This is a genomic window from Anaerobacillus arseniciselenatis (genome assembly GCF_001865995.1).
GTDB lineage: Bacteria > Bacillota > Bacilli > Bacillales > Anaerobacillaceae > Anaerobacillus > Anaerobacillus arseniciselenatis.
Genome location: NZ_MLQQ01000042.1, coordinates 142,572 through 165,475, shown reverse-complemented (window position 1 = coordinate 165,475; position 22,904 = coordinate 142,572). Strand labels below are relative to the sequence as shown.

The following is a 22,904-nucleotide window of genomic DNA, read 5'->3' as shown; positions in this document are numbered from 1 at the left end:
AGCGACACTTCAGTACTTATTACCTACAATTGTATATGTCAAAATAATGTGTTTGTAAAACAGCGCTCACGAATAGGCGCAAATGATTTTCGATGTTCAACACAAATTCCATGTCGGTCAATGGCGTTTAAATGCTCTACAGTGCCATATCCCATATGTTTGTCAAATCCGTAATGTGGAAGTTGTTTTGCTAATCGCTCCATATATCTGTCTCGAGTTACCTTTGCAATAATTGAACTTGCAGCAATCGAAATACTTTTACTATCGCCTTTAATAATAGAAGTTTGTTCAATAGTAGTCGGAAGTTGCATCGCATCTATTAACAAATGCTCAGGAGTGACAGAGAGCTCATTAATTGCCTGTTGCATCGCGATTTTCGTAGCTTCATAAATATTAACACGGTCTATTTCTTCAGCACTTACAACCCCGATTCCGATACTAACAGCTTCTGTAGTAATTGTTTCATAAAAAGTCTCTCTATTTTTCTTATTTAATTTTTTAGAATCAGTTAGCCCTAATAACTTGAAATTTTCTGGTAATATAACCGCAGCAGCTACTACAGGGCCTGCTAAAGGGCCTCTTCCCACTTCATCAATACCAGCAATTAAAGAAATTTTCCTCATGCGTAATTGTTGTTCATATTTTAACATCTCTTGAAAATTTTCTTCCAACAACTGCTCTTTTTCTCGTTTCTTCTCCCATTTTAAAAATGCTTTTTGTACACCTTTTCTATTGTCCGCTTTTATTTTTTCTATAATTGAGTCACAAATCATACAATTTTCTTCTAAAAGTTGTTCCACTTCTTTAATTGATAAATTCACTTTAGTAAGCTCTCCCATTACTTAAAATTATTTTACTCTATATATTTTCATATCGGTAAAAATAAGGTTACTGTTTAACTCAACAATAGAAAAAGCTAGCCAAAATAAAGTGTTTTCTCAGAAAATAGACGATGTAACATTAAATAGGTAAAAAGTCTTGTATAACTGAGAAACACTTCTGGGCTAGCCTAAAGCTTTTATTTTTTTAGTAAAAAATTAAGGTTTTTCTAGTGTAATCTTACCTATTTTGCAAGATCGGAATTCTCTTAGAATTAATTCGGCAGCTTTATCATAGTCAATGTAACCACCACTCATTAGTAAGCCCCGATTTTTACCTATGGCATCAAAAAGCTCTACGATATCCTCATTCAATTCTGTTAACTTAAACCGTTCCATTAACGGCTTCGGATAATGCTCTTTTAAATATTTAAGTAAGAAGACAGCAACATCTTGAAAATCTAAAATTTCATCTTTTATTGCCCCTGTAGCTGCTAAACGGTAACCAACCACTTGATCTTCAAATTTAGGCCATAGAATTCCCGGGGTATCTAAAAGTTCTAAATCTTTTCCTACTTTAATCCATTGCTGTTGTTTCGTAATACCAGGTCGATCCCCAGTTTTAGCAATTTTCTTCTTAGCTAAACGATTGATTAATGTTGATTTTCCTACATTAGGAATCCCTAAAATTAAAGCACGTATTGCTCGAGGCTTCATACCTTTTGCTTTTAACTTTTCTAATAGATCTATAGAAAGCTCTTTAGCAGTAGCTGCAATCTTTTCGGTCCCTTTTCCCGTTTGCGAGTCAATAGAGATTACTTTAAAACCTTTTTGTTGAAAATAATGGCTCCATTGTTCAGTAACAGCAGAGTCCGCAAGATCTGCTTTATTAAGAAGGATCAGCCTTGGTTTATGACTAACTAGCTCATCTATCATAGGATTTCTTGATGAAAGTGGTACTCTCGCATCTACTAGTTCAAATACAACATCAATCTGTTTTAATTTTTCAGTTACTTCACGACGAGCTTTCGCCATGTGGCCAGGAAACCATTGTATTGTCGACATTGTTCCACCTACTTTGCTATTCTAATTTCAGAAAAAGGCCAAAAAACAACGTTCGCACTTCCTATCACTCGCTCATATGAAATAAAGCCAATATGACGGCTATCTTTACTATGTTGCCGATTATCACCAAGGACAAATAAATGTCCTTCTGGGACAACTGCGTGGCCTGTATAATCTTCTAACGTAAAGTCACCCGTAAAAGGTAAGTTATTCGTAGTTTCTTTATAGTCCTTTATATACGGCTCGTCATAAGCCTCACCATTAATATATAAAATATCATTTTCGTAAGTTATCGTATCTCCCGGTATACCAATCACTCGTTTAATATAGTCTTTTTCAGCTGTAGCCTGAAAAACAACGATGTCAAAGCGATCTGGTTTACCTATTGTATAACCAATTTTATTTACAATTAAACGGTCATTATTTTGTAACGTAGGCATCATCGATTGACCATCAACAACGATTGGCGCAAATAAAAAATAACGGATAATAAAAGCAAGCAACAAAGCAATAAAAATGGCCTTTAACCATTCCCACGATTCAGTTTTCGCATCAGACATATATGTATCCTCCATAAGAAAAGCGTAAGGCGCCTGTCTATCGGCGAAAACCACTGGAAGGCCTGCCCGTAGCGGTCAGGTTTTAGACCGCAAAGGAAGGACTGAAGTGGTCGAGCCGATGGCGCCTGAAGCTAGACAGTTTTCGAAGTTCAAAAATTTTACAATTTCTTATTTTTTAGAAAAGCGCAAGCGCCTTGCTTGGCTTTGGCAAGTTAAAATGCTAAAAAAATATAAACTCGGCGTTAACATACGTGGAAAAAAGGAGCTTGGTAAACCAAGCCCCTTCTTTTCTAATTGATTATCGAATTTCTTTAATACGAGCCGCTTTTCCACGAAGTGCACGTAAGTAGTACAGTTTCGCACGACGTACTTTACCACGACGCATCACTTCGATCTTATCGATCTTCGGCGAATGTAATGGGAATGTACGTTCAACACCTACTCCGTAAGAAATTTTACGGGCAATGAAAGTTTCACTAATACCTGATCCACGGCGTTTAATAACAACACCTTCAAATACCTGAATACGCTCACGAGTTCCCTCAACAACTTTTACGTGTACACGTACAGTGTCTCCAGGACGGAAAGCTGGGATATCAGATTTTAATTGCTCTTTAGTTACTTCTCTAATAATGTTGTTCATCGTATAGTTCCCTCCTTCCCTAACAGATGCTCTTTACAAAAAATTAGTTGCAGCGGAACATCTTGATACTGGCCTAAGCCACAAAGAATATATTAACATAATCGATACCATCATACAAGGTTTAAATTATTTTATTAGACTTTTTTATTACAAATGGCAATCCAAATAGCAATAATATTTACGAAAACACCCTTGCTTAACTTTTAATCTTCTATCTCTATAGATTGCAACCACAATTTTTCTTTGTCAGATAGTTCTCGAACTTTAATAAGATCTGGCCTTCTTGTTAGTGTCCGTTTTAGCGCTTCTTTATGACGCCATTCTTCGATATTTTTATGGTGCCCAGAAGTAAGTACATCTGGAACTTTAAAACCTCGAAAATCAACAGGACGAGTGTAATGTGGGTATTCTAATAAACCACTACTAAAAGAATCTGTTACTGCAGATGTTTCATTCCCTAAAACTCCTGGTAATAGTCTCGAAACACTATCTATAATTACCATAGCACCTAATTCCCCACCAGTTAGGACATAGTCGCCAATTGAAATCTCATCGGTAACAAGATGCTCTCGAATTCTTTCATCGTAGCCTTCATAATGACCACAAATAAAAATTAATTGTTCGCATTGAGCGAGCTCTTCAGCCTTTTTTTGAGTATAGCGTTCTCCTTGTGGACACAACAAAATTACTTTCCGATTATTCGTACCGACATTTTTTGTAACGTGATCGAGCGCATCAAATATAGGTTGCGGGGTTAAAACCATTCCCCCTCCTCCACCATAAGGATAATCATCGACGCGTTGATGTTTATCCTCTGAGAAATCTCTAAAATCAACAATATTATAGGACACAAGTTGTTTTTCAGCAGCTTTTTTTAAAATCGAATTACCAAGAACCCCAGTAAACATTTCCGGGAATAAAGTTAAAATATCAAAGCGCATTTATTCAAGACCTTCCATTAAATGAATAACCACTTCTTTTTCATTGACATTTACTTTTTTAACAACTTGTTCTATGTATGGGATCAATAAATCTTTTCCACCATTTTTTCTTTGAATCACCCAAACATCATTCGCACCTGGGGATAAAATTTCTTTAATCTTTCCAAGATGCTCTCCTTCTTCAGTCATAACATCGCATCCAATGATTTCATAGTAATAATACTCTTCTTCATCTAGATCTGAAAGCTGATCTTCTCTTATTTGTAAAATACCACCTTTAAATGCTTCTACATCATTAATATTTGGATAATTTTCAAAGGTTAACAAATTGAAATTTTTATGTTCGCGATGACTAGTTACGATGAGAGGTAACTTGCCATTTAAGTTTTCGTGTTCTAAATATAGTTTTGAGCCAACCGTAAATCGCTCTTCTGGAAAATCAGTAGTAGCGATGACTCGAACTTCGCCCCTTACTCCATGAGTATTAACAACTTTTCCTACATTAAACCATTTGATCATTTGCTTCTAATTTCCTCCTTCACGGATTTCATGAACAATGCCATCCTTAATAATAATTTCTGTTTTATTAATAAACGCGTCCCAATCGTCACCAATTTTTAATTCAAATAAGGTATCGACGGTTTGTTCTTTGATCTCTGTACCGATTTCTAAGTCATTTAACTGCCCTATTTGAAAATCAATAATCTTTACTTTATCGTTCCGTTCTTTGATCTCTTTATTAAATGAAGATTTGAGGGCACTTTGATATTCAAAGTTGTTTTTACTCGCTTTAAGCTTTTTATGTAACTGAAACTCAAGTTGTTTAATTTCTTTCTCTACTTGCTTTTTCTTCTTTAAATAATCTTCCATCATTAGTTGTTTCCTAATTTCCGTTAAAACTTGCTTCACAACAACTTTTTTAATAACTCTCATAATGCACCCCAATCATTAATTATAAATCACAATATAAAAACAATAGATTAGAAATTTATTTAATTTTAACACATTTTTATAAAATATTATAATTACAGGGTTTAGGCGCTGAAGCTAGACAGTTTCCAGTTTTTTATACTTTCTTATTTTTTAAAGTAAAAAGGGCAGAGGATAGCCCTCTTGCCCTAAAGTATTTCTAGATTTATACGCTTTTTATGATTTGCGCCAGCTGCATACACAACCGAGCGAATCGCTTTCGCAATTCGTCCTTGCTTGCCAATAACTTTTCCCATATCTGATGCATGGACTGATAGCTGTAAAGTCAAGGACTGTTCATGTTCAACTTCCTTCACATGAACGTCTTCGGGATGATCGACAAGAGCTTTTGCAATGGTTTCGACTAACTCTTTCATTTTTATCATTCCCCTTACGAAATTAGTAAGAAGCCTACGTTTCTTTTTGCTGAAAAGTATTAATTACTTTTCATTTTTTGCATTGTGTAACTTTTCCATTAAACCAACGTTTGAGAAAAGGTTACGTACTGTGTCAGAAGGCTTAGCGCCTTCAAGCATCCATTTTAAAGCTTTTTCTTCGTTAACCTTAAATTCTACAGGGTTAACTAGTGGATTGTATGTGCCAATCTCCTCGATAAAACGACCATCACGTGGTGAACGTGAGTTAGCAACTACTACACGATAAAAAGGTGCTTTATTTGAACCCATACGTTTTAGACGAATTTTTACTGCCATTTGTGTTTCACCTCCAAATTTAATTCACACAATTAGGTATAATATCATAAAACTCACTAGTTGAAAACTAGTAAAGTAAAAAAACTTTACATAAACGGAAATTTTAATTTCCCTTTTTTCTTTCCTTTAGCTGTCATACCTGACATTTGCTTCATCATTTTCTTCATCTCATCAAACTGCTTAATAAGTCGATTAACTTCTTGAATCGAAGTTCCACTACCTTTCGCAATTCTTTTCCTACGACTTGCATTTAAAATCGATGGATTTTCTTTTTCGGCTTTTGTCATCGATCTAACAATCGCTTCAATATGCCCTATTTGCTTTTCATCAACTTGGACATTTTTTAATCCCTTCATTTTGTTCGCGCCAGGCATCATCCCTAGTAACTCATCTAGAGGACCCATGTTACGAACTTGTGATAACTGGTCTAGGAAGTCATCAAAAGTAATGTCAGCCGTTCGCATTTTCTTTTCAAGCTCACGTGCTTTTTCTTCATCGACGGTTGTTTGTGCTTTTTCAATTAGCGTTAATACGTCGCCCATCCCTAAAATTCTAGATGCCATTCGATCAGGGTGAAACGGTTCTAAGGCGTCTAATTTCTCGCCCATCCCAGCAAACTTTACAGGAGTATTCGTTACCGCTTTTACCGAAAGAGCCGCACCACCACGAGTGTCACCATCTAACTTCGTTAAAACTACCCCAGTGATATCTAGTTGCTCATTAAAGCTTTCTGCTACATTAACCGCATCTTGACCTGTCATCGCATCAACGACAAGTAAAATTTCATCTGGGTTTACAGCATCTTTAACTTGTTGCAATTCTCCCATCAATGATTCATCAATATGCAGTCGACCTGCAGTATCAATTAATACATAGTCGTGATGCTCTTCTTTTGCTTTTTCTATCGCTTGTTTAGCAATTTCTACCGGACTTACTTGATCGCCTAATGAGAATACAGGCATGTCCAGTTGAGTTCCTAACGTTTCGAGCTGTTTAATCGCCGCTGGACGATAAATATCAGCAGCTACAAGTAACGGTTTACGATTATAGCTTTTTCGCAAATGATTCGCTAACTTTCCAGTAGTCGTTGTTTTACCAGCACCTTGAAGTCCTACCATCATTACAACTGTTGGTGGTTTTTTAGCAACAGCAATTTTGCTTTGCTCTCCCCCCATTAGTTTAGTAAGCTCTTCATTAACCACTTTAATGACTTGTTGGCCCGGCGTAAGGCTTTTTAACACTTCTTGCCCTACTGCTCTCTCTTTAACATTTGCAATAAAATCTTTTACAACTTTAAAATTAACATCTGCTTCTAGTAATGCTAATCGAACTTCGCGCATCATCGTTTTTACATCTGCTTCAGTTACCTTACCTTTTCCTTTAATTTTACTTAAAGTACTTTGTAAGCGATCAGCTAAACCTTCAAATGCCATATTTGTCGCCTCCTAGTCTAACCTCTCAAGAGAATCGACGATCAATAATATATCTTTATTCGGTACGTCTTTCTCTATCGCCGTTTTCAAATTTTCAATAAGCTTCGTACGCTCTTGGAATTTAGAGAAAAGGTTTAATTTCTTTTCGTATTCCTCCAGCATATTTTCAGTTCTCTTAATATTATCATAAACGGCTTGACGACTAACTTCAAATTCTTCAGCAATTTCACCTAACGACCAATCGTCAAGGTAATACAATTCCATGTATTTTCGTTGCTTCGTAGTTAGTAAGCTTTGATAAAAATCAAAAAGATAATTCATTCTCAGCGTTTTTTCTAACACGAAAACAACCCCCTGTTAAGTGAAATCCCTTTACAAGTATTCATAATACACGACAGTGAAATTAGTGTCAAGTTTTTTTCTTAACAGATACGAAAAGTGAAGGTGGCTTGCTCAGGTCCGACAAAAACTGGAGCCTTCACCCCACAAGGCGCTTTTTGCCTTTTGGGGGGAGGTGAAGTTTTCGAGGACCTAGCCACCGCAACCAGACATCTTGAAAAGTATTTGAATTTACAATTCAAAATTCAAAATTAGTGAAAGTAACGCTTTGTAGCATAACCTACAGCCAATTTTAAATTGTAAATTGTAAATTTTACATTTAAATTACTCCGTCTCCGCTTCTTCTAACACTTCAGAAAACAAGCCGTAAACAAACTGTTCTGCTTCAAATTCTTGGAGATCGTCGACTTTTTCTCCTAAACCGACGAATTTTACTGGGATATCTAACTCATGGCGAATGGCTAAAACAATTCCACCTTTTGCTGTTCCATCGAGCTTTGTTAAAACAATTCCTGATACATCGGTCGCTTTGCCGAATGTTTTCGCCTGATTCATCGCATTTTGCCCAGTAGTTGCGTCTAAAACGAGTAAAACTTCATGAGGAGCGCCAGGAACTTCTCGCTCAATTACTCGCTTTACTTTTTCAAGTTCATTCATTAAGTTCACTTTGTTTTGCAGGCGACCGGCAGTATCACATAAAAGAACATCTACACCGCGCGACTTAGCGGCTTGAACAGCATCAAACATTACCGCGGCCGGATCTGAGCCTGATTGTTGCTTAATGACATCTACACCGACGCGCTCTCCCCAAACTTCAAGTTGCTCGATAGCTCCAGCTCGGAAAGTGTCACCAGCAGCAAGGAGAACAGACTTTCCTTCTTGTTTATATTTATTTGCTAGCTTTCCTATCGTCGTCGTTTTTCCTACTCCGTTAACTCCGACAAACAAAATAACAGTCATTCCATTTTCTTGAATGTTTACTCTCGTATCTTCTTCTGACTTTTGTAATAACTCAGCAAGTTTTTCAGAAATAACAGGTTGGAGTTCTTCAGAACTTTTGATATTACGTGTTCTAGCAACATCTTTCAATTCGTCAATAAGCTCCATCACTGTAACTACACCAACGTCTGCACTTATTAAAAGCTCTTCTAACTCTTCAAAAAATTCTTCATCTACACTACGATAATTTTTTACGAGATCATTCATTGCACCTACAAAAGAGTCTCTCGTTTTCGTTAAACCGTCTTTAAACTTCTCTGTTACTGTATCTGTTTGCTGTGTGATTTTTTCTTTAAGCTTTTTGAAAAAACTCATTTTAATTCCTCCTAAGTATTAAAGTTTTGAGTTTTGAAAGCTTCGCTTCGAGGTTTGGTTTTCACCAACTCATCACTCAACACTCTTCACTCAAAACTCTCTTATCTCAAAACTAAGTAGTAATCAATTCACTCGTTTCTTCTAACCTGACTGATACTAACTTTGACACACCAGATTCTTGCATCGTCACGCCGTATAAAACATCCGCCTCTTCCATCGTTCCTTTCCGGTGTGTAACAACGATGAATTGAGTTTCTTTACTGAAATCTTTTAAATAATTGGCAAATCTACTTACATTTGCTTCATCTAATGCTGCTTCCACTTCATCTAACACACAAAACGGAACCGGGCGAACCTTTAATATGGCAAAAAGAAGTGCAATGGCGGTTAATGCTCGCTCGCCTCCTGATAACAATGCTAAATGTTGAAGTTTTTTCCCTGGGGGTTGAGCTACGATATCGACACCGGTTTCCAAAATGTTGTCTGGATGATTAAGTTGAAGGTCAGCTTGCCCTCCACCGAAAAGCTCTTTAAACACATTTTGAAACTGACTTTTTATCTGTAAAAACGTTGCTTCAAAGCGAGTTGACATTTCTAGATCCATTTCTTTAATCACTTGGAATAGTGTTTCTTTTGCTTCTTGTAAATCTCCCTTTTGTTCTGTTAAAAATGAAAAACGCTCTGACACGCGTGTATATTCATCTATTGCACCTAAGTTAACTGTCCCTAACTCATCAATCGCTAGTTTAATGAGCTTTACTCTTTCTTTTGAAGCCTTAGCATCATCCGGTAAAGGGTATTTTGCTTTAGCTGCTTCAAAACTAATTTCATAGTCAGTTGATAGCTTCTTTAGACGGTTTTCAAGTTCAACATCCAAACGGGTAACCCTCACTTCTTCTGTATGGAGATAATCAGCTAGCTGTTTTTGGTTGCGCTTCTTTTCCTTTAGCTCTCTTTCTAAGTCGTCGTGAGCATTTTGTATGTCGATTCTTTCTTGCCGTCGTTCTTGGATAAACTTGAAAGTAAGGTCTTTTTCGTAACGTTTCTTTTCTATCATTTCATCAAGAGATTCTTCTCCATTTGTGTTATTATTCATTTCTCTCTCTAAAAGCCAATATCCCTCCTCAGTTTCCTTTAACTCGCGCTCTAACATTGATTGCTCTTTTTCTAACGTAATTACCCGCTCTTTTTGATTTCGATACTGTTCTTCTTCTTTTGCTACTTTAACCTTTAGCTCGGTAATAAATTCATTTAGTGATTGTTTTGATGTTTGTTGTGTTTTCTTTTTTTCAGTCAATGTTTTCACTTGATGATCTAACTGTTCTTTTAACTGTTCTGTTTTAACTAAATTTTCGTTAAGTAAAGCTATTTTCTTTTCTATTTCAATAACTTCATGATCAAAATTAGCTTTCTCTTTATCGTATAAAGACAAGCGTTCATTTAAATTATTAACTTCAATTTCATATTCACGGAGATTTGCTTTCAATTCGTGCTCTTCAGTTCGGAGCTGTTCTCCTTCTTTTCGTAAGCTCTCTAATAAAACTTCTTTCGTTTGCCTCTCTACTCTTAGTTCATTAACTTTATTTTCCATCAATTCTGTTTGCTTTTCTACTTGCGCAAGTTTAGTTATTAACTCATCCAGTTCACGTTGGCGTCCTAAAAGCTGGCTGCCTTTTTGTTTTATACTCCCACCACTCATTGAACCACCAGGATTAACGACATCACCTTCAACAGTTACAATACGATTTTTATAATGAAGTAATTTAGCTAATTCGTTGGCACCTACTAAATCTTTAGCAACAATGACATGACCTAGCAAATTAGAAATAACCGAACGGTACTTTTCTTCAAAATTAATAAGATCAACAGCAACACCTATAAAAGCAGGGTGATTTTGTAGTTTTTGGCGATCGTATGGTGAAAAATCTCTAGCTTTAATGACCGATAAAGGTAAGAATGTTGCGCGCCCGAAACGGTGATTCTTTAAAAATTGAATAGCTTGCCTACCATTCTCTTCTGTACCGACAACAACATGTTGCATCGCACCACCTAAAGCTGTTTCAATTGCAAGTTCAACATTTTTCGGTACATTAATAAGCTCGGCAATCGCTCCCTCGATCCCTTTTAATTTCTCCCCTCTTGCTTTTAGTACTTCTTTTACCCCTTGAAAAAAGCCAGAAAAGTCGGCTTGCATCTCTTCTAACACATCTTTACGAGAGCGGATTTTTTGAACAAAACCGACAGCCTCAAAAAGTTGAACTTCCATTTGTTCAAACTTTTCCGTTAAACTTTCCAGCTGCTTATTAGTATTTCCTAACTTCAGTGCATGCTCATTTATAGATTGTTGTTTTTTGAGAACTTTTTCTTTTAATAATTTTTCATTTTTTAACAAATTATCTCTTTGTTCTAATAAAGCGCTATTGTTATTGTCTAAGTAAAAACTTTTTTGTTTTCTTTGCTCTAATTGTTCCTGTAAATACCTGATTTCATTGCGAATCGACGCTTGTTCATTTAAAACTTCAATATAATCAGCCTTCATTCTTTCAAGGTCAGTTTCAATATCTTCTTCTAGTGATGCAAGAACTTTCAATTCTTCACTTAATTGTTTACTTGTACTATTTAACTGATCTTTATACTGTATAAGCTTTTCGTTTTCTAATTTTACACTTTCTTCAAGAGTCACTTTTTTCGCTTTGAAATTATTGATCTTTTCAACTAAATCTTCTTTTGTTTGGTCGTAATTTTTTTTTCTTTCTTTTAAAACTTCTTTTTGTCCTTCATTTTTCTCTAGTTGTTCAATAGTACGTAAAAGTACGTCTTGAAGATCATTAATAGATTCATCAATCGCTTGTATTTTTTCACGAAAGTCATCGACCTTTACTTCTTCGACTTGTATTTGTGAAGAAATTTCTACTTGTTCATAAGAAAGTTGCTCAACTTTTTGCTTTTGCTGTTGCCACTGATTATGTAACTGTTCAATTTCGTAAACTAATAATCCTACTTCAACTTTCTTTAGCTCATCTTTCTTCTCTAGGTAATCTTTAGCCATCGATGCTTGAATTTTTAAAGGTTCAACTTGACCTTCTAATTCATGTATTATATCTTCAACGCGATATAAGTTCTCCTGAGTTTCCGCTAACTTTCTTTCAGCCTTCAACTTTCTTGTCTTATATTTTAAAACTCCTGCGGCTTCCTCAAAAATAACTCGTCGCTCTTCTGATTTGCTACTTAAAATTTCTTCAATCTTCCCTTGGCCAATAATAGAGTACGCTTCCCTACCTAATCCCGAATCCATGAATAGTTCATGGATATCTTTTAAGCGACAACTTTGTTTATTAATATAATATTCACTTTCTCCAGAACGATAAACACGCCTTGTTACACTCACTTCACTGTAATCAATGGCTAAATGATGATCTTCATTATTTAAAGTTAACGTAAGTTCAGCAAAGTTCAACGGTTTTCTCGTATCACTACCTGCAAATATAATGTCTTCCATTTTTGCTCCACGAAGTGACTTTGCTGACTGTTCCCCTAACACCCAACGGATTCCATCGGAAATATTACTTTTTCCACTTCCATTTGGTCCGACCACAGCCGTTACACCTGGTACAAAATCTATTGATGTCCGTTCAGCAAAGGATTTAAACCCGACAATATCTAACCTTTTGAGGAACATACTTCCACCTCATTATAATTGTATAGTGTTAATCAATATCTTTAACTTGTCTATTTTATCATATCTTTTTAGATAAAGTGATGATGTTTACACTATTAGTTAAAAATTTTATGAAAATCTTTATTAAGGTGGTACAATAACTATATATAGCTAGTTTCATACAAAACCTTTATGTCGGCTTACCTGCCGCCATCTGGCGAAAAACGTAACCACCAAAGATGGAAAAGGCGGGTGCTTTCCCTCACTTCACCTTGACCTTCTAACGAATCTCAGACGTTCGTTCGCAAAAGCACCCGCCTTTTTTCATAAAAAACGCTCATGACGATAACCGTCAACATCTATGAAGTATAAGTCAGGCGGTAGGCAACAAACCCAACTTTTACATAAAACTTAGCTATATAAATTCATCACCTTAAGAGAGGATGCGTATTATTAATGAATTTAAAAGAGAATAACCGCGAAAATATTGAATTTATGATTACAAATATTAAAGAGAAGTTACAAGTAGTAAATAGCGGAGCAATGAGGCCGGAAAGTTTTGATACAGAAAACTATGAAGATCTATTAGATATTTACGAAATGATCATGAGTAAAACATCTTTTAGCGTCAGTGAAATTGATGCTATTATATCAGAGTTAGGAAACCTTCGTAAAAAGTAATAAGAAAAGCGGATGCGCCTTGGGATAATATAAAAAGAGGTTAAAACAATAGCTCACACTTACATAAAACATTTAAAGGATAATTCGTTTTAAATGTTCTGTATCGTGAGTATTTGATTCAACCTCTTTTTCAGGTTATTTTTCTGTTAGTTTTTGTAAAGCCTTTTGCGCAGCTTGCTGCTCAGCTTCTTTTTTAGATCTTCCAACACCTAACCCTAATTTATTGTCGTTTAATATCACTTCGGATACAAACTCCCGAGCATGTGCTGGGCCTCTTTCTTGAACAATATGATATTGAATCGTTCCAAGCCCATCTCTTTGAATAAATTCTTGCAATTGGCTTTTAAAATCCATCATATGAGAAAAAGCACCTTCATCAATTTTAGGATATATTGTTTTGCTTAAAAATTGGTAAACAGCCTCTAATCCTTGGTCTAAATATAGCGCACCAACAAAAGATTCAAATACGTCAGCTAAAAGTGCTGGGCGTTCTCTTCCCCCAGTCATCTCCTCACCTTTACCTAAAAGTACAATGTCTCCAAACGCTAAATCGATGGCAAATTTTGCAAGCGACGGTTCACAAACAATAGCAGCTCTTAGCTTTGTCATCTCACCTTCACTCATTGTCTCGAATTTTTTAAACAAGTATTGAGAAACCGCTAACTCTAACACTGCATCTCCTAAAAACTCTAACCGTTCATTGTCGTCGAACGGGCGAATGCGATGCTCATTCACATAGGATGAATGAGTAAATGCTTGAATAATTAACCGTTCATTTTTAAACTGAACACCAAATTTTTCCAACACTTTTTCAAACTTTAATCTTTGTGCTCCTGTTAACTGAATTCGTTTTTCAGAACGTTTCGATGTTCTTCTGCGGATTTTCCTTGAAGATTGTTGCATAGTAACCTCCAGAACCTTTCATGCGTATTATGAAAGACTTCTTACAAGTGAAAAAGTCCTTATTTTTTCACAAAACTATTTAAAGAGGATGATCAATTGTAGTGGACGAACATAAGAATATGCTCGTCCAAGTTCAATCATCCTCACATGTTATTAACCTACTGGTGGCTGTTTATGTAATTAACAACATCTTGAACAGTAGCAATTTTTTCTGCATCTTCATCAGAAATTTCTAAATCAAACTCATCTTCAAGTTCCATCACTAGTTCTACTACGTCTAGTGAATCCGCTCCTAAATCTTCTTTGAAGGTAGCTTCAGCCTTTACTTCAGCTTCATCAACTCCAAGACGGTCTACGATGATTTTTGTGATTCTTGATAATACGTCTGCCATGAGTTCACCCCCTCTCAAAAATAGATTATTTATATCTATAATCCATACTTAATTAATGAATTTCATAATTCAATATTGTCGCCATTAAGTATCTGTATGTAGTTGCGTTAAACCGCTCGCAACTACATATAGTTTGATATAGCTCATTTTAGGTAATTATGAAATTCACTCAATTAAAAACCTATGTACACATTATAGGATAAAACAAGATATTAAACAATTAGTTCATTGCCATTCCACCATCGACATGTAATGTTTGACCTGTCATATAATTGGCATCATCGCTTACGAGAAAACGTACTACTGCAGAAATATCTTCTGCCTGTCCCAGCTTAGCGAGCGGAATTTGCTTTAACAATTCTTGCTTCACATCTTCTGACAACTCATCAGTCATGTCAGTTTCAATGAAACCAGGCGCAACAGCATTCACTGTAATGTTTCGGTTCGCCAATTCTCTAGCTAATGATTTTGTTAAGCCGATCACACCTGCTTTTGCTGCAACATAGTTTGCCTGACCAGCGTTCCCTAATACACCGACAACCGAAGAAATATTAACAATCCTACCGAAGCGTTGCTTCATCATTTGTCTTGTTACAGCTTTCGAACAGTTAAACACACCTTTTAAATTCGTGTTAATAACAGCATCCCAATCTTCTTCTTTCATTCTCATAATTAAGCCATCACGTGTTATACCAGCGTTATTCACAAGGATTTCTAAAGAACCAAACGTTTTAATCGTTTCTTTAACCATTGCATCTACGTCAGTTACATTGGCAACATCAGCTTTAATCGCAATCGCTTCACCACCAAGGGCTTTAATTTCTTCAACTACTTCATTTGCTTTGGCTTCATTTCCTGCGTAGTTTACTGCAACTTTTGCTCCTTGTTTAGCAAGTTGCAAGGAAATCGCTCTGCCGATCCCTCGTGATGCTCCTGTAACAAGAGCTACCTTTCCATTTAGCATTAAGTATTCCCTCCTTTTAAACTTTCGATTGCTTTATCCATCGTTTCACGGTCGTTGATCGCATATACCTTTACTCTACGATTTACTTTTTTTACTAAACCAGATAAAACATTTCCTGAACCGATTTCAATAAATGTATCAACACCTTGGTTCAGCAAATATTTTACTGTGTCTTCCCATAATACTGGTGAATACACTTGTTCAATAAGCTTTTGCTTTATATCTTCAGCTTTTGTTACTTCCGTCGCACATACATTAGCGACAACCGGAGGAGTAGCATCTTTTATTTGTAACGTATCTAAAACTTCTTGAAGCTTATTAGCCGCTGGCTTCATTAATGATGAATGGAATGGCCCACTCACTTGTAGAGGTATCACTCTTCGTGCTCCCTTTTCTTTTGCAACTTGAGACGCCTCTTCGACACCTTGTTTTGAGCCAGAGATAACGATTTGCCCTGGACAATTCATATTTGCTAGTTCGACAACATTTCCGCTTTTGGAAACTTCCTCTGTAATCTCAGTTAACAATTCACGATCCATGCCCAAAATTGCAGCCATCGCTCCAACACCCGCCGGAACAGCTTCTTCCATAAACGCTCCCCTTTTACGAACCGCATAAACGGCGTCTTCAAAGGAAAGTGCCCCTGCACTAACGAGAGCACTATACTCACCTAAACTATGGCCAGCTACATAATCTGCAGTAATGTTATGAGCGCAAAAAGCCTCTAATATAGCCACACTTGTTGTTAGTAGTGCCGGTTGCGTATTAATCGTAAGTGTTAATTCCTCTTCTGGTCCTTCAAAGATAATTTTTGATAATTCTACATCAAGCGTTTCGTCAGCTCTTTTAAAGATGGCTGCAACAGCTTCGTTTTCATCACGTAGTGTTTTTCCCATTCCAACTACTTGTGAACCTTGACCAGGAAATAAGAAAGCAATTTTACCCATGTTACTATTCCCTCCTTTTAAGCATCGTTTTTAACTACATCTTCTTTAATTGTTTCAACTACTTTTTCTTCTAACATCAAGCGTGTTTGTCTTACCGAATTCAAGATTGCATTTTCGTTTGATGATCCATGCGCTTTAATAACTGGAGCTTGTAATCCAAAAAGGCTCGCTCCACCGTATTCAGTATAGTCCATTTGACTTTTAATTTTTTTAAAGCTAGGCTTTAATGCTCCTGCAGCTAGCTTATTAAAAAAGGAACTTGTCAACTCTTGCTTCAATAAAGAAAATAACGATAAAGCAGTTCCTTCAATTGTTTTTAAAACTACATTTCCACTAAAACCATCACAAACGACGACATCAGCAACACCCTCTAATAAGTCACGAGCTTCAACGTTACCTATAAAGTTTACATTTGCATCTTTTAACAGCTCAAACGTTTTTTTAGTGAGTTCAGTTCCTTTATCATCCTCAGTACCAACATTTAGTAAGCCTACTCTTGGACTTTTAATATTACGAACTTTTTGCATATAAATACTTCCCATTATTCCGTAATGCAGTAAATGTTCTGGTTTTGCATCCATATTTGCTCCCGCATCAATTAGTAAAAACCCATCACCATTGAATGTAGGAAGCATTGGCGCTAGCGCGGGGCGCTCAATCCCTTTAATTCGTCCGACGATCAAAACGCCACCTGTCATGAGTGCTCCTGTATTTCCTGCGGAAATACAGGCATCAGCTCGTCCTTCCTTAACTTCTTTAATCGCTAAAACCATTGACGAATTTTTCTTTCTGCGAATAGCAGTAACGGGAGAATCTGTTGAATCAATTTTATCTTCTGTATGTATAATCGTAATTCTTGTTTTATCGGTAAGGTGTTCGTTAATTAAACTTTCATTGCCGATAAGAGTTATTTCAATATCTTGATATTGCTTTATTGCAGCTAACGCTCCTTTAACAATTTCTTTTGGAGCGTGATCACCACCCATGGCATCAATCGCGATCCTCATGTGCACCTTTCTCTCCTTCCATACGGTTGTCCGAACGATACATATGAAATTCTCCAGAAAATACTAATTCTTGTTCAACATAGCTATTTACTTCGACTTTCGTACGTTCTTTTTCATGCTTTGCAACTTTAGCTTTGGCGACAACTCGCTCTCCTTGTTGAACCCTTCTTGCGAAACGAACATTCGCCTTCGCAGTTAACGCTAACTCATCGTCAATAATCGCTACTGCTAACGAGTTCGCTTGAGCAAAAACGTGGTGACCTCTAGCAATTTTCGTTTTCGAAAAAACGTGTTCAGGTCCAATATCTAAAATGGAAATCGCTCTTTGATCAAGTTGTAAGTCAATAATTTCCCCGATCACTTCTTCAATTTCCAACGCTTTTACCGTATCAAATTGCTTTTCAGCAACATGCTTAATACGCTCTCTTAACTCAGGTATCGAAAGTTCTAAACGATCTAACCGTATTGTTTGTACACTAACGCTAAATGCCTCAGCGAGTGCTTCATCTGTAATAAATGGATTTTCATTGATCTTTTGATTTAATAATTGTTGTCGTTCCTTTTTTGATCGTTTCATCTTTCCACACCGTCCAAGCTTATATGACTAGGTACTAAAAGTAGTATATAAAAATTGTATTTCAATTTCAATAAAAAAATTAGTTAATCGATTTTTTCTCCAGATAATACGCCTTCTTCTTCTAAGTAAACCACTAATGATTTATACTCGGGGTCTTCCCAAAAACTTTTTGAAGAAACTAGTTTTGTCGCGTCATTTCTAGCTACTTCCAGAGCGCGATAATCATGAATCATATCAGCGATTTTAAATTGTGGTAAGCCACTTTGTTTTTGACCAAAAAAATCTCCCGGACCTCTTAACTCTAAATCTCTTTGCGATAACTCAAAGCCATCATTAGTTTCAGTCATAATTTTCATCCGTTCTTTCCCAACTTCACTTTTTGGGTTTGCTAATAAAATACAATATGACTGTGCTTCTCCACGACCTACTCGACCTCTAAGTTGGTGAAGTTGCGATAAACCAAAACGCTCTGCATCATATATAACCATCATGGTTGCATTCGGTACATTCACTCCAACTTCAACGACGGTAGTTGAAACAAGGATGTGAAGTTCATTTTTACTAAAACGTTGCATTACTTCATCTTTTTCACTAGAATGCAGACGCCCGTGCATTAGGCCCACGTTATAACTTTTGAAATATTGTTGTAATTGCGTATGAACTTCTATCGCATTTTGTACATCTAACTTTTCCGATTCTTCAATAAGGGGGCAAATCACATATGCTTGTCTTCCGTTTTCAAGCTCTTTTTCTACAAAAGTTAACACTCTTTCTAACATTTCATGACGAGCCCAGTACGTTTGAATCGGTTTTCGACCTGCCGGCATTTCATCAATCGTTGAAACATCCATGTCTCCAAATATTGAAATTGCAAGCGTCCTAGGAATCGGCGTTGCTGTCATAAACAGGACGTCAGGATTTTGACCTTTGTTACGTAAAGTTCGTCTTTGTTCAACACCAAAGCGATGCTGTTCATCGGTAATTACTAGACCGAGACGGTGAAAATTCACTTCTTCTTGGATTAGCGCATGAGTCCCAATAAGAACATCCACTTCTCCTTCTTCAAGTCGATTTAAAATTTCTTTACGCTTTTTACCTTTTACAGATCCCGTTAATAACTCAACCTTCAACCCTATCGGCTCTAGCAACTCATTCAAAGAGTGAAAATGTTGTTCGGCTAGTATTTCAGTAGGCACCATTAAAGCTCCTTGTAACTGTGCAGTTACAGTAGCATATAAACATATCGCCGCAACGACTGTTTTCCCCGAACCTACATCCCCTTGTAATAAGCGATTCATTCGAAAAGAAGATGACATATCAGTTAATATTTCAGACACTACTTTTTGTTGAGCAGAGGTTAAAGGAAATGGAAGTTTATTTATAAAGATATTTAGCTCGTTTTCTTTATAGCTAATAGAACTGCCACCACGATTTTCACGATGAAACTTTTTTAGCGCCTGCATTTTTAGTTGAAACAGCAAAAACTCCTCATAAACCATTCGACGTCTAGCGTGCTTTGCATCTTCAAAACTTTTTGGATAATGTAATTTATAAAGCGCATACTTTCTTTCTAATAATTTATACTCTTTGAGGAAATGAACTGGAAGATTTTCATTGATTTCATGACCAAACTGTTCGATCGCCGTATGGATCATTTTTTTTAAAGACTTTACAGTCACTTTCCCACCTACTGAATAAACAGGTTCATATCGATCCGTTTGAGTGGAGGCACCAATTTTACATTCATTTACTGTTAATGTTAAACGATGCTGATCCCACTTACCAGTTAGTGTTACCCGAGTTCCAACAACTAATTTTGTTTTTATAAAATGTTGATTAAAAAAAACGGCCGTAAAAAGAACATTTCCCGCTAAAACTTTGAGTGATAACTTAGATTTTCTCCTCCCATAAAAACGTACGACAGGTTCACTTTGGATAGTTGCTTCAATCGTTCCACGCTCTTCATGCTTTAATTCGGAAATATCTTTCGGCCGATAATCTTCATAGCGATACGGAAAATATTCAATTAAATCTTTCACAGTGAAAATCCCTAATGTTTGTAAATCTTTTGCTTTTTCTTCTCCAATCCCTTTTACAATTGTAACCGGACTATTTAACATAATTATTTTATCGGGCTAGCTCCAAAGATTTTCGCTTCTAGCTCTCTCCCTGTTGGAGTAGCCGCTAAACCTCCTCCAGCTGTTTCTCGTAAATCTAATGACATCGATTGACCGATTTTATACATTGCATCAATGACTTCATCACAAGGAATGCGACTTTCAATACCCGCCAAAGCCATATCTGCAGCTACTATCGCATTAGATGCCCCCATTGCATTTCTTTTTACACAAGGTACTTCGACTAGGCCAGCAACAGGATCACAAACAAGGCCGAGCATATTTTTTAATGCAATTGCCATAGCATGGGCTGACTGTTTAGGGGTACCACCCATAAGTTCTACAATGGCAGCTGCGGCCATTCCAGTAGCAGATCCAACTTCCGCTTGACAACCACCAGCCGCACCAGAAATCGAAGCGTTATTTGCTACTACAAGGCCAAAGGCTCCACTCGTAAACAAATAGCGAACCATTTGATCCCTGGACGGTTTCACTTTATGTTTTAGCGCAAATAGTGTCCCTGGGACTACACCAGCAGACCCTGCTGTAGGAGTTGCGCAAATCGTCCCCATCGCTGCATTCACTTCATTAGTAGCTATTGCTTTACTTACGGCATCAAGGTGGAAATCTCCTGCTAATGACTTGCCGGATTTAATATATTTTTGTAAAAGTACAGCATCTCCCCCAGTTAAACCTGAAACAGATGTTACTTTTTCATTAATCCCCTTTTCAATCGCTTCTTCCATCACTAATAAATTTTTATTCATTTGTTCAAAAACTTCATTGAAACTTCTTTCAGTAACTTCCATTTCCTGTTTGATCATTACATCAGAGATTAAGATGTTTTCATTATCAGCGATTTCTACTAACTCTGCAACATTACGAAACATTTACTTACCTCCATCAAATGAGTTTTGAGTTTTGAGTTTTAATTTTAAATTTAAAATTCTTAATCATGGATCTTTGTCACTTTAGAAATATACGGTAAGGATGAAACTTCTCCTAAAAGATGCTCATCAACATTTTGATCAACTTCGATAACCATCAAAGCATCTTTTCCTTTTTCTTTACGAGAAACTTCCATATGCCCGATATTTATTTCATGTTTAGCTAATACATTTAACACACTAGCAATAACTCCGTAACGATCATTATGAACGACTAATATCGCAGGGTGGTTTCCAGATAATCTCAAAAGAAAACCATTTAACTCGACAATTTCTATTTTGCCCCCACCGATAGATATTCCAACTAATTCTAACGCGTCTTTATCGTTTGTTCCTAGCCTTATTTTTGCTGTATTTGGGTGGTCAGGCACTGCGTCTTCTTCTTGTATTGTAATGCTGACCCCTAATTCTTTAGCAATTTCTAAAGAATGTTTAATTCTTTGATCAAAAGTATCAAAGTCTAATAATCCGCCAACAGTTGCGACATCAGTTCCATGCCCTTTGTATGTTTTAGCAAAGGAACCATAGTAAGAAATTTCAACCCACTTTGGCTGTTTTCCTAATAACGTTCGAGCGACTCTGCCAATCCTTGCAGCTCCAGCAGTGTGTGAGCTAGATGGACCAATCATAACAGGACCGATAATATCAAAAACCGTTCTATACTTCATGATAATCCCCCTATCATTTATTGTTTCTAACATTACTATAGGTAATTCTATTATAATCTATATACTGCATTTTGTTATTACAAAACAATAATTCTTTATATTGAAATAATTCAACTACACAAAACTACGAAAGCAGTGTGCATAAAGAACGCTCATTCACGAAATCATCCGCCTTTTTTATAAAATACCCTCATAACGATTATTCGGTATCATCTACAATAAAAGTCAAGCGGGGGCAAGGGGCAAGGCCTAATCAACAAACCAACTAGCCCACAAAAAAAGGTACCACGATAGCATCATACTTATTTCATTACTTTAAAAGTAACAAAATCGTAATTTGATGCGCGTGACACCTTTTTAATATAACATTTTTATTTTGCAAATGTAACTGATATAGCAATAGTTCCTGGACCAACATGTGCGCCAATTACAGGTCCAATCTCGGTAATGACCTCAGAACTAACCGTAAATTGATTGTGCATTTGTGACATAATTTCAGCTGCAAGATCACGGTCATTAGCATGAGATATTCCTACGTGAATAGGTTGTTTACCAAAATCATTCTCAAAGAAGCTATAAATTTTCGCCAACGCTTTTTTCTGACCACGAACTTTGTCATAAGGAAAAACTTCACCATCAGAATTCAGTGAAAGTATCGGCTTAATTTTTAATAAGGAACCTAAGACAGCAGATGCTTTTCCGATCCGCCCATTCTTTTGCAAATATTCTAAAGTATCAACCATAAAATATACGGTCGTTTCTTCTAAAAGTTCATTTAATCGTTCCATACATTGCTCTTTAGAAGCACCTGACTTTGCCAACTTAGCTATTTCAACAACGATAATTCCAATGGCGTAAGATGCTCGCTTTGAGTCAACAACAGTAACATTTATGTTGTCTTTTACCATATCACTTGCAATAAATGCAGATTGATATGTACCACTTAATTTTGATGAGATGTGGATTGAAATAACCTCTGCACCCACTTCATTCTTAGCTATATCATTATAAATTTGTTCGAATTGATAAGGAGCCGGCTGCGAAGTTGTTGGAATTACATCGTTCGCTGCTAATTTTTCATAGAACTCACTAGCGAAAAGGTCGACCCCATCTTCGTATGTTTCCTCTTCTCCAAAAAGAACTTTTAATGGAACGACAGTAATATCTAAATCTTCTAGTAAAGATTTTGGTAAATCAGCCGTACTATCCGTGACTACTTTCACGTTTGCCATAAAACAACTTCCTCCT

Annotated in this window: 25 protein-coding genes; 2 read left to right on the top strand and 23 right to left on the bottom strand. The window is 36.4% G+C overall.

Annotation, left to right across the window (positions count from 1 at the left end; translation table 11 throughout):
• Window positions 1-38 precede the first annotated feature (38 nt).
• The 3 genes from BKP35_RS15475 to lepB form a co-directional block, all read right to left on the bottom strand.
• Window positions 39-821, bottom strand: a complete 783-nt coding sequence (locus BKP35_RS15475) for a ribonuclease HII (RefSeq protein WP_420534840.1) — start codon at window positions 819-821, stop codon at window positions 39-41.
• Window positions 822-1,037: 216 nt separating this feature from the next.
• The gene (ylqF, locus tag BKP35_RS15470) at window positions 1,038-1,883 is read right to left on the bottom strand and encodes a ribosome biogenesis GTPase YlqF (RefSeq protein WP_071314272.1); all 846 of its coding nucleotides are present in this window, start codon (window positions 1,881-1,883) and stop codon (window positions 1,038-1,040) included.
• Window positions 1,884-1,891: 8 nt separating this feature from the next.
• Window positions 1,892-2,443 carry a signal peptidase I gene (lepB, locus tag BKP35_RS15465; protein ID WP_071314271.1) on the bottom strand — a complete coding sequence of 184 codons (552 nt, stop codon included), beginning with the start codon at window positions 2,441-2,443 and terminating at the stop codon, window positions 1,892-1,894.
• 118 nt (window positions 2,444-2,561) lie between these two features.
• On the opposite strand from lepB, the gene BKP35_RS15460 reads away from it, so the two are divergent.
• Complete coding sequence (locus tag BKP35_RS15460) at window positions 2,562-2,741, top strand: hypothetical protein (protein ID WP_139192897.1); 180 nt, start codon at window positions 2,562-2,564, stop codon at window positions 2,739-2,741.
• Here BKP35_RS15460 and rplS read toward each other — a convergent pair whose 3' ends face one another.
• From rplS to smc, 10 genes are all read right to left on the bottom strand, one after another.
• Window positions 2,742-3,086 carry a 50S ribosomal protein L19 gene (gene rplS, locus BKP35_RS15455; RefSeq protein WP_071314269.1) on the bottom strand — a complete coding sequence of 115 codons (345 nt, stop codon included), beginning with the start codon at window positions 3,084-3,086 and terminating at the stop codon, window positions 2,742-2,744.
• A gap of 203 nt (window positions 3,087-3,289) precedes the next feature.
• Window positions 3,290-4,027, bottom strand: coding sequence for a tRNA (guanosine(37)-N1)-methyltransferase TrmD (trmD, locus tag BKP35_RS15450; RefSeq protein ID WP_071314268.1), 738 nt, complete (start codon window positions 4,025-4,027; stop codon window positions 3,290-3,292).
• Window positions 4,028-4,546 (bottom strand): ribosome maturation factor RimM, encoded by a 519-nt coding sequence (rimM, locus tag BKP35_RS15445; RefSeq protein WP_071314267.1) that lies wholly within the window; start codon window positions 4,544-4,546, stop codon window positions 4,028-4,030.
• Window positions 4,547-4,552: 6 nt separating this feature from the next.
• Window positions 4,553-4,960 (bottom strand): YlqD family protein, encoded by a 408-nt coding sequence (locus BKP35_RS15440; protein ID WP_071314266.1) that lies wholly within the window; start codon window positions 4,958-4,960, stop codon window positions 4,553-4,555.
• 185 nt (window positions 4,961-5,145) lie between these two features.
• A complete protein-coding gene (locus BKP35_RS15435) occupies window positions 5,146-5,373 on the bottom strand; it encodes a KH domain-containing protein (protein WP_071314265.1) in 228 nt (75 codons plus the stop codon).
• A gap of 63 nt (window positions 5,374-5,436) precedes the next feature.
• Window positions 5,437-5,709, bottom strand: a complete 273-nt coding sequence (rpsP, locus tag BKP35_RS15430) for a 30S ribosomal protein S16 (RefSeq protein ID WP_071314264.1) — start codon at window positions 5,707-5,709, stop codon at window positions 5,437-5,439.
• Window positions 5,710-5,795: 86 nt separating this feature from the next.
• Window positions 5,796-7,142, bottom strand: a complete 1,347-nt coding sequence (gene ffh / locus BKP35_RS15425; RefSeq protein ID WP_071314263.1) for a signal recognition particle protein — start codon at window positions 7,140-7,142, stop codon at window positions 5,796-5,798.
• A gap of 12 nt (window positions 7,143-7,154) precedes the next feature.
• Window positions 7,155-7,484 carry a putative DNA-binding protein gene (locus BKP35_RS15420; RefSeq protein WP_071314262.1) on the bottom strand — a complete coding sequence of 110 codons (330 nt, stop codon included), beginning with the start codon at window positions 7,482-7,484 and terminating at the stop codon, window positions 7,155-7,157.
• 321 nt (window positions 7,485-7,805) lie between these two features.
• Complete coding sequence (ftsY, locus tag BKP35_RS15415) at window positions 7,806-8,795, bottom strand: signal recognition particle-docking protein FtsY (protein WP_071314261.1); 990 nt, start codon at window positions 8,793-8,795, stop codon at window positions 7,806-7,808.
• 112 nt (window positions 8,796-8,907) lie between these two features.
• Window positions 8,908-12,474, bottom strand: a complete 3,567-nt coding sequence (gene smc, locus BKP35_RS15410; RefSeq protein ID WP_071314260.1) for a chromosome segregation protein SMC — start codon at window positions 12,472-12,474, stop codon at window positions 8,908-8,910.
• Window positions 12,475-12,909: 435 nt separating this feature from the next.
• Between smc and BKP35_RS15405 the strand changes: the two genes are divergently transcribed.
• A complete protein-coding gene (locus BKP35_RS15405; protein ID WP_071314259.1) occupies window positions 12,910-13,134 on the top strand; it encodes a DUF1128 domain-containing protein in 225 nt (74 codons plus the stop codon).
• Window positions 13,135-13,269: 135 nt separating this feature from the next.
• Here the strand turns inward: BKP35_RS15405 and rnc are convergent, their stop codons facing one another.
• From rnc to BKP35_RS15355, 10 genes are all read right to left on the bottom strand, one after another.
• Window positions 13,270-14,037, bottom strand: coding sequence for a ribonuclease III (rnc, locus tag BKP35_RS15400; protein ID WP_071314258.1), 768 nt, complete (start codon window positions 14,035-14,037; stop codon window positions 13,270-13,272).
• Between the two features lie 158 nt (window positions 14,038-14,195).
• Complete coding sequence (gene acpP / locus BKP35_RS15395) at window positions 14,196-14,429, bottom strand: acyl carrier protein (RefSeq protein ID WP_071314257.1); 234 nt, start codon at window positions 14,427-14,429, stop codon at window positions 14,196-14,198.
• Between the two features lie 220 nt (window positions 14,430-14,649).
• The gene (gene fabG / locus BKP35_RS15390; protein WP_071314256.1) at window positions 14,650-15,393 is read right to left on the bottom strand and encodes a 3-oxoacyl-[acyl-carrier-protein] reductase; all 744 of its coding nucleotides are present in this window, start codon (window positions 15,391-15,393) and stop codon (window positions 14,650-14,652) included.
• Window positions 15,393-16,340, bottom strand: a complete 948-nt coding sequence (gene fabD, locus BKP35_RS15385; RefSeq protein ID WP_071314255.1) for an ACP S-malonyltransferase — start codon at window positions 16,338-16,340, stop codon at window positions 15,393-15,395. The genes fabG and fabD overlap by 1 nt, the downstream gene beginning before the upstream one ends.
• 17 nt (window positions 16,341-16,357) lie before the next feature.
• Window positions 16,358-17,347: a phosphate acyltransferase PlsX gene (gene plsX, locus BKP35_RS15380; RefSeq protein WP_071314254.1), complete on the bottom strand. Its 990-nt coding sequence runs from the start codon at window positions 17,345-17,347 to the stop codon at window positions 16,358-16,360.
• The gene (gene fapR / locus BKP35_RS15375; RefSeq protein ID WP_071314253.1) at window positions 17,331-17,924 is read right to left on the bottom strand and encodes a transcription factor FapR; all 594 of its coding nucleotides are present in this window, start codon (window positions 17,922-17,924) and stop codon (window positions 17,331-17,333) included. Before fapR ends, plsX begins: the two co-directional genes overlap by 17 nt.
• Before the next feature lie 83 nt (window positions 17,925-18,007).
• Window positions 18,008-20,044: an ATP-dependent DNA helicase RecG gene (recG, locus tag BKP35_RS15370; RefSeq protein WP_071314252.1), complete on the bottom strand. Its 2,037-nt coding sequence runs from the start codon at window positions 20,042-20,044 to the stop codon at window positions 18,008-18,010.
• A gap of 2 nt (window positions 20,045-20,046) precedes the next feature.
• Window positions 20,047-20,931 carry an L-serine ammonia-lyase, iron-sulfur-dependent, subunit alpha gene (gene sdaAA, locus BKP35_RS15365; RefSeq protein WP_071314251.1) on the bottom strand — a complete coding sequence of 295 codons (885 nt, stop codon included), beginning with the start codon at window positions 20,929-20,931 and terminating at the stop codon, window positions 20,047-20,049.
• Between the two features lie 59 nt (window positions 20,932-20,990).
• A complete protein-coding gene (sdaAB, locus tag BKP35_RS15360) occupies window positions 20,991-21,656 on the bottom strand; it encodes an L-serine ammonia-lyase, iron-sulfur-dependent subunit beta (protein ID WP_071314250.1) in 666 nt (221 codons plus the stop codon).
• Window positions 21,657-22,027: 371 nt separating this feature from the next.
• A complete protein-coding gene (locus tag BKP35_RS15355) occupies window positions 22,028-22,888 on the bottom strand; it encodes a DegV family protein (RefSeq protein ID WP_071314249.1) in 861 nt (286 codons plus the stop codon).
• Between the last annotated feature and the right edge of the window lie 16 nt (window positions 22,889-22,904).